Origin of the sequence: Novosphingobium sp., from assembly GCF_036820275.1 — a bacterium.
Classification (GTDB): Bacteria; Pseudomonadota; Alphaproteobacteria; order Sphingomonadales; family Sphingomonadaceae; genus Novosphingobium.
Genome location: NZ_DAISLT010000035.1, coordinates 48,581 through 60,063, shown reverse-complemented (window position 1 = coordinate 60,063; position 11,483 = coordinate 48,581). Strand labels below are relative to the sequence as shown.

At 56.2% G+C, this 11,483-nt stretch carries 16 protein-coding genes; 9 read left to right on the top strand and 7 right to left on the bottom strand.

Features of this window, described 5'->3' with window-relative positions; translation table 11 throughout:
- The 4 genes from V7066_RS21895 to V7066_RS21880 all read right to left on the bottom strand — a co-directional run.
- Positions 1-680, bottom strand: a 680-nt coding sequence (locus V7066_RS21895; RefSeq protein WP_334185108.1) for an AAA family ATPase, incomplete at its 3' end; no start/stop codon positions are given.
- Positions 681-1,541: 861 nt separating this feature from the next.
- Complete coding sequence (locus V7066_RS21890; RefSeq protein ID WP_334185107.1) at positions 1,542-1,922, bottom strand: helix-turn-helix domain-containing protein; 381 nt, start codon at positions 1,920-1,922, stop codon at positions 1,542-1,544.
- A 191-nt stretch (positions 1,923-2,113) separates the two neighbouring features.
- Entirely contained in the window at positions 2,114-2,407 is a 294-nt protein-coding gene (locus V7066_RS21885) for a type II toxin-antitoxin system HigB family toxin (protein WP_334185106.1), read from the bottom strand.
- A gap of 302 nt (positions 2,408-2,709) precedes the next feature.
- Positions 2,710-3,156, bottom strand: a complete 447-nt coding sequence (locus tag V7066_RS21880; protein WP_334185105.1) for a hypothetical protein — start codon at positions 3,154-3,156, stop codon at positions 2,710-2,712.
- 201 nt (positions 3,157-3,357) lie between these two features.
- On the opposite strand from V7066_RS21880, the gene V7066_RS21875 reads away from it, so the two are divergent.
- The 4 genes from V7066_RS21875 (at position 3,358) to V7066_RS21860 (ending at position 4,298) form a co-directional block, all read left to right on the top strand.
- Positions 3,358-3,597, top strand: coding sequence for a hypothetical protein (locus V7066_RS21875; protein WP_334185104.1), 240 nt, complete (start codon positions 3,358-3,360; stop codon positions 3,595-3,597).
- A complete protein-coding gene (locus tag V7066_RS21870; protein ID WP_334185103.1) occupies positions 3,587-3,790 on the top strand; it encodes a hypothetical protein in 204 nt (67 codons plus the stop codon). Before V7066_RS21875 ends, V7066_RS21870 begins: the two co-directional genes overlap by 11 nt.
- Positions 3,787-3,978: a hypothetical protein gene (locus tag V7066_RS21865; RefSeq protein ID WP_334185102.1), complete on the top strand. Its 192-nt coding sequence runs from the start codon at positions 3,787-3,789 to the stop codon at positions 3,976-3,978. Before V7066_RS21870 ends, V7066_RS21865 begins: the two co-directional genes overlap by 4 nt.
- 113 nt (positions 3,979-4,091) lie before the next feature.
- Positions 4,092-4,298, top strand: coding sequence for a hypothetical protein (locus tag V7066_RS21860; protein WP_334185101.1), 207 nt, complete (start codon positions 4,092-4,094; stop codon positions 4,296-4,298).
- A 3-nt stretch (positions 4,299-4,301) separates the two neighbouring features.
- On the opposite strand, the gene V7066_RS21855 is transcribed toward V7066_RS21860, so the two are convergent.
- The 3 genes from V7066_RS21855 to V7066_RS21845 all read right to left on the bottom strand — a co-directional run bounded on the left by V7066_RS21855 (position 4,302) and on the right by V7066_RS21845 (position 6,146).
- On the bottom strand, positions 4,302-4,958 hold the full coding sequence (locus V7066_RS21855; RefSeq protein WP_334185100.1) for a reverse transcriptase domain-containing protein: 657 nt from the start codon (positions 4,956-4,958) through the stop codon (positions 4,302-4,304).
- Positions 4,959-4,977: 19 nt separating this feature from the next.
- Positions 4,978-5,160 carry a hypothetical protein gene (locus V7066_RS21850; RefSeq protein WP_334185099.1) on the bottom strand — a complete coding sequence of 61 codons (183 nt, stop codon included), beginning with the start codon at positions 5,158-5,160 and terminating at the stop codon, positions 4,978-4,980.
- Positions 5,161-5,558: 398 nt separating this feature from the next.
- A complete protein-coding gene (locus V7066_RS21845; RefSeq protein ID WP_334185098.1) occupies positions 5,559-6,146 on the bottom strand; it encodes a hypothetical protein in 588 nt (195 codons plus the stop codon).
- A gap of 44 nt (positions 6,147-6,190) precedes the next feature.
- Between V7066_RS21845 and V7066_RS21840 the strand changes: the two genes are divergently transcribed.
- From V7066_RS21840 to V7066_RS21820, 5 genes are all read left to right on the top strand, one after another.
- Positions 6,191-6,640, top strand: coding sequence for a phage terminase small subunit P27 family (locus V7066_RS21840; RefSeq protein ID WP_334185097.1), 450 nt, complete (start codon positions 6,191-6,193; stop codon positions 6,638-6,640).
- Positions 6,640-8,250, top strand: a complete 1,611-nt coding sequence (locus V7066_RS21835) for a terminase large subunit (protein WP_334185096.1) — start codon at positions 6,640-6,642, stop codon at positions 8,248-8,250. Before V7066_RS21840 ends, V7066_RS21835 begins: the two co-directional genes overlap by 1 nt.
- A gap of 47 nt (positions 8,251-8,297) precedes the next feature.
- Entirely contained in the window at positions 8,298-9,608 is a 1,311-nt protein-coding gene (locus V7066_RS21830; protein WP_334185095.1) for a phage portal protein, read from the top strand.
- A complete protein-coding gene (locus V7066_RS21825) occupies positions 9,605-10,240 on the top strand; it encodes an HK97 family phage prohead protease (protein ID WP_334185094.1) in 636 nt (211 codons plus the stop codon). Before V7066_RS21830 ends, V7066_RS21825 begins: the two co-directional genes overlap by 4 nt.
- A 79-nt stretch (positions 10,241-10,319) precedes the next feature.
- Entirely contained in the window at positions 10,320-11,480 is a 1,161-nt protein-coding gene (locus V7066_RS21820; RefSeq protein WP_334185093.1) for a phage major capsid protein, read from the top strand.
- The last annotated feature ends 3 nt before the right edge of the window (positions 11,481-11,483 follow it).

Below are 11,483 nucleotides of genomic sequence, written 5' to 3'. Positions count from 1 at the left end.
GCGGAACCGGGGTAAGTCGATCCTGCGGATTTCGCGACGTGTCCCAGCAATAGGACGGCACCATTAATTTCGGATGCGAGATTGGATAGAGCGCGAAGGAATGCCGTCACCGGTGTGCGATCGTTGAAATCTCCCGAAAACATCTGTGTGACGTTGTCGAGCACGATGAACCGACAACCAAGGTGGAGCGCGGTTGCGCGGATTTTCTGAAGCAACGCCGAGGGACGGAAATTCTTGCCATTATCGAACGATCCGAGGCTAGTGTCCTCGCCGATCAGGCTGCGATAATGATAGTCACGCGCTTCGGCCGGATCGACGCCATCAACGCGGAGGATGGCCTGTTGGCGACGCGTCAATTCGTTTGTGTCGTCCTCACTGTAGAGGCCGATCACGGGGGTGCGTGTTGTTGCCATTCCGAAAATGTGCGTCCCAGCGGAAACTGCGGTCGCAATCTGCTGCGCCAATAGTGTCTTACCTTCGCCACCGGCGCCGGTGAGCAACGTCAAGGTGCCCGATGGGATCAGTCCTTGGACGATCCATTCACGCTCGGGGATGTCCATCGACCACGCATCTTCGGCGGTGATCAGGCTGGACAGGAGGTCAGAAATTTCGGAAGTTGGGTCGAGATTAATTTCATTCGCAGCGCATGCGGCTGCAATCTGGTCGGATAGGTTGGTCATGTCGTTCCTCAAATAGAAAAGCACCCATGGCGACCAAACCATGGGTGCTTATTGAGGGAACGAATTGGGAGGAGTGTAGCTAATCACTCAATCCACGTCATTATTTATCTCTGCACCGCCAATGGTTGGTCGTCCATGGCACTCGAAAGTATTTATCATCGACGAAACTTTCGTGTGCCGTTTCTGATAAAGTATTGATAGCACGGTCGTTGCGATTTTGCCTAATTCATTCGTGCGTGACGGTGCGTTGCGGTTCGAAATTGTTCCACGAGGAAGAAATGGCTGATTTCCGCCATTCTCCGATTGTTCCACGCAATTTGCGCTGCGGTTCGAGAAAATCGGGTGAACCGTAGCGCACCGTAGCGCAAGAATGGCGGAAATCAGCCGTTTTTTCTGCGCTACGGTTGCGCTTCGGTTCGATTTCATTTGCGCTGCGGTTGCGCTCCGGTGCGCTACGGTTCGAAAAAAATGGCGGTTTTCTGCTGCGTTGCGGTGCGCTACGGTGCGCTACGGTTTGCGGGGAGGTTGGGGTGAATATCCCCCTAAGGGGTAGATATTCATCCCCACCCAAACCTCCAGGGATTGATCTTAATGAAGATGTGATTCCCAACAATTTAATTGCTCGCGCCATGACAAGCCCAACAAAACCGCATCGGCCGCCTCAAAAAGAAATGGACGACAGAACTGGCGATCCGTATAAATAGAGGTGATACTCGCCGGTCGGGATTGCCATCATTTAAGCAGGATGGCTTTCCATTGATTCCGATCGATTGGGTTTCTCCATTTAAAAATCTCTCTAAACGGAAAAGGCCACCCAATCGGGTGGCCTTTTTTGTTCCGGCATCAGCGATGCGACCAATCTTAGGATTGGAGAGGATAATCCTTCACCAATAGCGTGGCGGGAATATGCCACGTCGCTTCGAGCGCTCTGATCATCTTGAGGCTGAGCGAACGCTTGCGCGCCAGCACCTCGGATGCTCGTGATTTGCCCAGCAATTTCGCAAGGTCATTTTGTGTATGACCCTGAGCTTCCATTGCCGCCTCAATGGTGGCGACGGGATCGGGGCTGTCGATTGGCCAGCGTTCACGCTCGTATGCCTCGACCAGTGTCACCAGGACATCAAGCCGATCCTCTTCCGGGGAACCTTCTGGAAATTTCCAGAGGCGATCGATTTCCGCCATTGCGGCTGCGTGATCCGCATCGGTGCGGATGGGATGAATAGGGTGGATGTCCACGCGCATGGGCTCCAGTATACTAAGCCTATCGTAATGCCTGAGATCGGTCTGCGCAATTTCGAGATCAATTCAAAAAGCAAGATGTTGATAGACTATTGGGTGGGCAGGTGGTCTTGGGCTTGGGGTAGATGTTGTGTTTGTAGTTGTGCGTATGGTCGGTTGTAAAATGGTCCGGCTTAGCGCCGGACCGTGGTATTTCAGATCGTCATCGGATCGATCTTATCGTATTCCTTGTGAGTTCCGATGAAACGAATGTAGGCGATTTGTCGTTTCCATCTGAACATCACAACCAAACGGTAGTTCCCGCCTGAGATTTCGTATCGAACCCGCTCGCCGTCTAGGATTTTCGCTTTTCGGAAATCTTGAACTGCGTCAGCGGGGGTATTCCATTTGGCCCGGCTTGTGATGCCGTACCAGTGTTCTATCGAGGCCTTTGTTTCTGGATGTTTCTTGTAAAACTCGGTAAGCGTTGAGCGAGATATTACCCTCATGAAACCCCTTCGGGCTGGCGGTTGCGAGGCCGTGAACACCTCATGACCCCCTTATAGCGAGTTCCCGATATGGGAACAAGCGAAAAGTTACCGTTTTGGGAACTTTCTCGCGCCGATTTTGGCGATCGACCGCTCATCAGCCCGAACCAGATGGCGATCCACAGTTAGTTGGGTCTCCCGACGACTTCGCGTGACGAAATCCGCGTTGGATGTGTCCAAAAAATGTGACCATCTGCGGAAAACATGCGTCAATGCCGCAGAAAACCGTGATTGATCGTCGGTGGGGTAGGCCGACGATCCGGTCAATCGACCATATCTGCGATGCAACGATCGAACGACGATTTGATGGCGTCATTGATCGCGGTGCCCGCGTTTCGCATCCGGGATATCATTCCACCTTTCTCGCAAAACGTTGTGCTGGCCATGATCGCTTTGTCGGTGCCAACTGGTGTGGCGTATTGCCATTGTCGGATGCTGACGTTGTAGCTGGCCACACATAGGCCGTCAGGAAAGTGCAGCGTGTTGACCGATATGTACGCGAACGGCTTTCCGGACTGGATCATCTCGATGCGGTTGTAGCGCATCGCCGAAAACGTGGCCGCCTTGAGACCCTCGGTTGTCACACCGCACGAGGTTTCGCCCTCGGTGAGATTCTCGACGATCAGCCCGAGCGAGTTCGGGACCTCCGCCGACACGGTCTGTGATACAGTCATAGCGACCATGGCCGCAGCGATGCTGATGGTTTTCATAATGCCCCTGATCGTATGCCCCAATCGCGCGGGCCTTAATGCATTTCAGGTTTCCGATTCAATAAATACGGATAGGTCGGACACATCGCACAAGGCCGTCGAGATCACGATCGCCGCCAGGGCAGCCGATCGATACGCGAATTTCGTTGGTTTCGCCCGCGCTGCACAGCAGCCTGTCTGTCGCGAAAGATAAATATCGTCATGGATCATCTCTATGACGAAGACGGACAGATCAGCATGTCCGCGAAGCTCTGGTGCCTCGATGTGTTCGATGGTCGCACCACGCTCCTTCCCAAACAGGAAGCCGATTTCCTATTCCTTCTTGCTGAGCGCCGTGATGGACGCTTCTACGCCAACGCGACCGAGGCTTACGTTCTCGATTTCCAGCGGGTTCAAGCCCGCTTCGCCATGATGGTGGATGAACTCGGCGATGACGAATGACATCATTAAGGCCGTCTCCATCGTGAACGGTTTGGTCTTCGGCGCGGCTGGCTTCCTGTCGCTTATGCCGATCGTGCCTATCGCCCTAGATGTAGCGTGCGCCCTGACCGCGACAAGCATGCTCACCATCGCTGGGTGGACTACGGCGTTCACGATCGGTGCAGTGCGCAAATCCCGGAAGGAGAAGCCATGAAGGCGCCATCTCGCGAGGACGTCGCGCAGATCATCCATCGGCACATCAATTCGTGGTCGCCAGGTATGAGCCCCGACAAGGCGGTCGCAAGCATCTACGCCATGGCCGAGAGCCTGATCGACTATTGCCATCTGCACTACGTGCCGCCGCCCGTTCTCCCTGGTCTGCCCGGTGGCGACAACCTGTGAGGCGAGACGATCGATCCGATGAAGCGAAGGTCTATCGTCGGCTTTACAACACGAAAGCATGGCGCGAGCGGAGGTTGGCCCTCCTGCGGGCGGAACCGCTCTGCCGGTACTGCATGGCGATAGGTCGCGTGAGCGCCGCCACGGTGGCCGACCACATCGTGCCGCATCGTGGCGACCTGGACCTGTTCGCCGGTGAGCTTCAGCCCCTCTGCCATTCATGCCACTCGGCGGTGAAGCAGCGTGAAGAGCAGGGCGGCTATCATGGTGCCGTGGACCTGGACGGCTACCCGATCGACCCGAACCACCCGAATTCCGCGTAGCGGCTACGGAGAGTTTCCCTCAGAGACGCTGGCGCGATAATTTTCAAATCCCATCACTGACAATTCCGATCGTTCTTCGGAATAAAAATGCTCAATCCGCGACGGCCGGACAAACGTGCTACCGTTCCTTAGGTCGCAATTGAAGAGGTCTATTCCGGTTGCTGGTTCGCGGATTTTCAAAGGGCTGATTTGAAAGTTTGCCTCAGCGATTTTCTCTTTGAGGATGCCGAACGCCTCGCTGAGGGCCTTTTCGTCATCCGATGATAAAGAGATGTCATCGACGTACATCGACACGGCTACCGAACTGGAGGCGTCGAGTTCCCGCAAATAGGCGCCCACGCCTGAGGTGAGAAGAACCAGGGTGGCGAGAATGGGCGATTGTTTGAAGCCGTATGGTAGGGCGTAACTTGGGCCATCCAGTGGGTTCTTGACGCACGACCACTTCGCGTAGTGACGGGCCCTTGCGATCCCAATTTCCGCCAATGCCCGCTGAACTCTGTTGCGAGCTATGCTGTAGAAAAAATCCGAGAGATCGGCGCGGGCGAAATAATGGTGCTGCCGGTGATGGTGGAGCGCCGCGACGTGCCCGCCGCTCTTCCGTAAATGATAGACGAAGCTATCAAATTCGTACGCTGATTCCACCTGCGTCTTAACATCCACGCCGATTTTTGCGCCTATCTCACTCGGGGCAAATACTCGCTTCCCATTCCGGACATATGAGTATGCGTAATTGTGAAACTGTATGGCCATTGTAGTTCACGACCTTGTTGAAGATATCGATGCTAACGTTGACGATCTCAAGGAGAGCCAGCGCAGCGCCTAACCATTCAACAAGGCCGGTGCGGGAAAGAAACTTTTCCATAAGCACCTCCATAGCTAATCGCGCTGGCAACCTACAACTCCTTAGCAGTGGAGCCGTGAACCAAGAGAAGTCCCAGATTGCCAGGATTTCCCGAAGCTGTTCATACGGAAAGTACGAAAAGTATTTCCCGTGTCGAACAGCCATTGTGAGTGGCAGGTTATCGCCAGTGCACGACTGTCCTATGGGAAGATATTCAAAAATCAACTCCTACTGCGTGTGGAAGTCGATGCGACGCTAAATAAGATCGATTGCAGTCGGCTCACTGGTGTCGGCATCGTCAGGCCATGGCCAGATTGCCCAATCATTCAGCGGGGAGGGGGTGGTTCGACCACTGGGAGCCTCGGGCCGGAGACCGGCCGCCAAGTCAAATTTTAACGGCCGCAGTTCAGCGGGATATTTTAGAACACGCCGACCTGCGTCCTGCCGCTGACTTCATCGTCTTTGAACGTCACGATGATGGTCCCGCGCTTTCCTTGCCAACGATAGCTCCCGGTGGAATAGCCGCCACTCGACACGTACGATACTTCGTCTCCCATGTCGCCGAGGATGAATTCGACTTCCTTCATTTGCATGCCGATACGGATTTGCGAATAACCCGCTCTGGTAATTCCAGCGCGGGTAAATCCTGCCAATTTCATACCAGCTTCGAAGGTGATGCCTTTTCGAAGCCTGAAACACGCCAGTTGCGCGTCGAGGTCCGTATCAAGATTTTCGCACGGATTTCGTAACGCGTCGAAAAGCGCAGGGGCAACGAAGGTGGCATTCAACGCTCTACGGAGATTTATGATCTCCAAGGCTTTCAACGCCGTTTGTTGTTTGCATTGGGGATCGCCACAAGCATCTATTTGCGGCGTTACGCGCAGAATGTATCGCTCTTCGTCACGGGTAAGCCCGGCCATTCCGCCCGCGTGCGGCGTATAGTCGCCGTAGCCGGTAGCAAACGTGAAAGCCGCAATAACAAGAGACGGAAAAATACTCGAAGTCATAGGCACCCCCACGCGTCATTAACACGCTGCCTAAATATTGGGCAATGCCCAATACAGCAATCCCAACACACATCAAACGCCTATCCGGAAATCCTGGCAAGCGCCGCCTGAACGACAAGGAGCCGCAGCCGATCGGCGCGCCGGTTCCGCCTAAGGCAATGACGAAGACCGCGAAGGATGTTTGGATGCGGTTGGTCGCTTCCATGCCGGTGGAGGTCTATACCGCAGCAGATGCCGATATCCTCGCAGCCTACTGTGAGGCCGTGTCCAATCATCGCACTGCCAGCAAGCTGATCGCGGCGAAGAACTTCGAGCCGATGATCCCCGGATCGACCGGTCAGCTTTTCGTAAATCCGATCTACAAGTTGCAGTCCGATCAGGCCCGATTGCTGAAAGAATTGGGCCAGCGCCTCGGTCTCGATCCTATCGCCCGACAGCAAATCGCAGCCGACCCGGCCAATGACGAAGACGAGTTCGCTTCGCTGGTTCACTGATGTTGCGCGATACCGGGCGCGCCGATCGCGTCATTGAGTTCATTGAAAAGCTAACGATCCCGGATGGTCCCGCCGTTGGCCAGAAGATCGTGCTCGACCAGTGGGAAATAGACTGGATCAGGGATATTTACGAGCCGGTCCGGGAAGACGGTCGGCCTGTGGTATCCCGCGCGGTTCTGTCCGTGGCCCGTAAGAACAGAAAGTCGCTGCTAGTCGGCGGTTTGGTGCTGGCGACCCTGATCGGCCCGGAATCTCAGGCCAACGCGCAGATTTACAGCGCTGCCGTGGACCATGAGCAGGCGAAGGTCGTTTTCGACATGGTGGTGAAGATGTTGGAGTTTGCTCCGACCCTTCGTCGTCATTTGAAGATCGTCGAAAGCCGATCGCGTATTCTGGTGAAGTCCAGCGGGGCACGGGGTCGCGGCTCGGTCTATCGCGCCCTTTCGGCTTCAAACAAAGGCAAACACGGTCTAGGCGCTGATTTCTTCGTGTACGACGAATTCGGCGAAGCCAGCGACGATGAACTCTGGAACGTGTTGTACGACAGCCAGCAGCTTCGCGCGCGCCCTCTCGCCGTGGTCATTTCCACACAGACGAACGACCCACTGCACCCTTTGTCGCTCATGATCGACGATGGCCTTCGTCGGGATGAAAACGGAAAGAAGCTCGATCCGACCACAGTTTGCCACTTGTACGCGGCCGATGAAGATTGCGACATCCTGGACGAAGCGCAATGGCTGAAGGCCAACCCCACGCTCGCCACATGGAAGCCCCGGAAACAGATCGCCGATGCTGCGGCAGAAGCGGCGCGCCGACCGGAGAAAGAGGCGAATTTCCGCCAACGCTATTTAAACCAGCGCGTAAACCCATTCTCGACCCTGATCAGCCAATCGGCATGGAAGAGTGTGCGGGCGTCGGAAAACAAGCCGGTCGCATTCCTGCCTGGCGAGCCGGTGTACCTTGCGCTCGACATGTCGAAGCGAGACGACCTCACCGCGCTGTTGATGATCAGCGCCGACGACATCACCCGAGTGAAAGCCTGGTTCTGGAAACCTCTATCGCTGGTTGCCGAACATGCCACACGGGATGGCGTGCCATACGACGCGTTTGCGAAGACAGGTTGGCTCGACACCGTTCACGGCGCCATGATCAAGCCGCGCGCGATCGCAGAAAAGATCGCGGAAATCGCCGCGCAATACGATGTCCTCGGTCTCGCATATGACCGGTTTTTCACAGCCGAATTGATGAACCATCTCGAAGAAATCGGGCTTTTCCCGGTGAAGGGCGAGCGTCAAAGCGGTGCCCTGCGAATAGTCGATTGGGGTCAGGGATGGGTCGATATGTCGCCCGCCGTCACCGCGTTTGAAGAGGCGATAGTGACGAAAACGCTTGTCCATGACGGTAACCCGCTACTGACGATGTGCGTGATGAACGCACTAGTAATGACCGATTCTAAGGGAAATAGGTCTTTCGATAAGGCTAAGTCCAGGAACAAGATCGACGGTGCTGTTGCCCTAGCGATGGCGTTAGGTCTGAAGACACGCGAACGTAAGGTGGCGACTTTCATCTCCCCATGGGAAGACCCGGACTATCGCATGACGGTGCTCTAATCTGCCAGTAAGGCGCGTTCATCTGCCGACAAAAGATAAATATCGGCATGTTCAATTTGTTCGAAGCGAAGGAAGCGCGCTCCCTCGAAAATCCTACCGTTTCTTTGACCGACGCCGCCGCTTGGCGTGAGGCGTTCAGCGCGCCCGGTGCTGTGACCGGCGAAGCGGTTACCGAAGCGAAGGCCCTTGGTGTCACTTCCATTTGGCAGGCGGTAAACGTGATCTCGGGCACTATCGCGGCCCTTCCGCTGCACCTGTACAAACGCACCACGGACGGCGCGGAAAAAGACGCCAAAAACCCCCTCTATTACATCGTTCACGACCGCCCGAACGACTATCAGACGGCGACCGAATTCCTCAAATGGCTGGTTTCCCGACTTCTCCTGGCGGGTCGTGCCACGGCTCTTATCTCCCGCAACGGTGCTGGTCGTGTCATCGGCCTCTACCCGCTGGACGGGTCGAAATTGACGGTCGAACAGACGCTTGAAGGGAATAAGGTCAAGCGCACATACCGCTACGCACTATCGACCGGCACGGTCACCTACGATGCCGCAAAAGTGATCGACGTGGTGCATTGTCCAGCCGGGAACGCCATCGATCATTACAACCCGATCACGACCAATCGAGACGCGATTGCATTGATGATCGCGGCACAGGCGTATTCGTCCAAGATTTTCGCAAACGGTGGCGTGCCCCTCCTCGCGCTGAATTCAAGGGCCGATACCATGTCGCCACAAGCGGCGGCGCGCGCGGGCGAGAACATTTACGAGACGCTGCAAAATAGCGTTCGGTCGAAATCATCGATTCTGGTTCCGCCGACCGGACACTCCCTCGACCCGATCGGCCTCGACCCGGCAAAGTCGCAATTGCTCGACCTACGCAAGTTCATGCTCGCGGAAACATCGCGGATTTTCAACGTCGCCCCGGCCGTCCTGCACGACCTGTCTGGCGGCACGTACTCGAACGTCGAGCAACAGAACCTCAGCTTTGCGCAGCAAACCCTCACCCCGCTGATCAAGGCGATCGAGCAAGAGATGAACGGGAAGCTGTTCGGCCCGCGCAATAACACCGGATACGTCGAATTCAGCATGGCGGGCCTGCTTCGCGGCGATTTCTCTGCACGCATGGAAGGTTTGCAGAAGGCCGTTAACGCCGCGATCTTCACGCCAAATGAAGCCCGCGCCTTCGAGAATCTGCCAGCGAAGGAAGGCGGCGACAATTTGTTCATCCAGGGCGCCAGCGTGCCCCTCTCCCGACAGCTTCAGGAGCCGGAACCCACCCCGCCGCCAGCCGCAAACACTACACAAGACGATCCGGCCGACCAGGCCGACGAAACAAAACAAGAGGATGTCGCATGACCACCGAAGCCACGAACGAAACCCGCCATTTCGCGCTTTCTGGCGTCGAAATTCGCGCAAAGACTGACGATCACGCAGGCCAGGCCACCGGTTACGCCGCCGTCTTCAATTCAGATTCCCATGACCTTGGTGGTTTCGTCGAGCGCATCGCGCCAGGTGCGTTCGCTCGGTCGCTGAAAGAGGCCGCCGCTGGCGACGCCAACGTTTTCGCGTTGTGGGCGCACCGGGACGACCAGCCACTTGGCTCAACGTCCAGTGGCAAACTGGTTCTCTCCGAAGACGAGCACGGTCTGGCGTTCAGCCTGGACACCACGCGTATGAACGCACTGCAGTTTGACGCCTTGCGCGACGGTGACCTCCGGATGTCGTTCGGGTTCCGAGTTCGCGAAGACAATTGGCGCGAACTCAACGACGGAACAATCGAGCGCACGCTGATCGAAGTCGATCTCTTCGAAATCAGCTTCGTCATCAGCCCCGCATACCCTGCCACCGAAGCCGCGATGCGTTCCTTGGAATCCTGGCGGGCAGCAAAGGTCGAGATGAAAGTCGAAATTGAAAATCCAGAAGCAGTGAATGACAATCTGCGCATTGAATTGATGAAGCGTACTCTAACACGACGCCTAATTAAGTAACAACACCTCCAAAGTCATGAAGTGATGTCGCGAAGATAAATACTCCGCACCCATTTCATGACTTGGAGCTAATACTTTAATGAATGCTACCGAACTTCGCGCAAAGGCGCTGGAGGTTTCTAACAAGGCCGCGATTGTAATCGCGGAAAACGATACCGACGACAAACTCGCTGAAGCACGGCGTATGCTTGATGAGGCGGATGGTCTCGAAGCCCGCGCCGCTGACCTCGATAAGATCGAAGCCCGAAAGGCTGCTTGGGAGGCCGCTGTCGATCGTCTGCCGATCGAAGCTACCAAGGTAGAAGAGCGCAAGGCCGACAGCGCTGAAGACACGTTCCGCAGCTACCTGCGCGGTGATGTCGATGCCCGCGAATTGCGCGCACAGGGTATAGCAACCGGCGAATCCGGCGCTTACCTGGTCCCGACCGGTTTTTATCCCGAACTGATCAAGGCCATGAAGGCATTTGGTCCGATGAACGACGGCGGCCCGGTCAAATACCTGGCGACCGCTTCCGGCAACCCGCTGCCAATCGCGACTTTCGACGGCACCGGCCTGAAGGGTTCGATCATCGGCGAAGGCGAGGAAGTAAACGAAACCGAAGTCGCGTTCGGTCAGAAAACCCTCGGTGCCTACAAGTTCACCTCGGGCCTGATCCGTGTTTCGAGCGAACTGCTTCAGGACGCTGCGATCAATCCGGAAGCCGTTGTGCGGGACTCGATGGCCGAAGCGCTGGGCCGCATCCTCAACGAAATGTTCACGAAGGGTACTGGTGTTTCGCAGCCGCAGGGCATCGTTACCGGCGCCAGCCTCGGCCACACCTCGGCCGCTGCGACCGCCATGTCATATGACGACCTGGTCGCGCTTCAGCACGCTGTCGATCCCGCTTATCGCGGTAACGCCTCGTGGATGTTCGCTGACAGCACCCTTAAGGCAATCCGTCTCCTGAAGGATGCCGAAGGTCGCCCGCTGTGGCAGGCCGGTATGGTGGCAGGCGAACCAGGCACGATCCTGGGTCAGCGTTTCTATATCAACCAGGACATGGACGCGATTGCCACCGGCAAGGCATCCGTGCTCAACGGCGATTTCTCGAAGTACGTGGTCCGTAACGTCAAGGCATTCGGTGTGAAGCGTCTCGATGAGCGTTTCGCCACGTCGGACCAGGTGGGTTTCCTGGGCTTTGGTCGTTACGACGGCCTGGTCACCGACCCGCGCGCAATCAAGAAGCTGGTTCAGGCGTAAGCC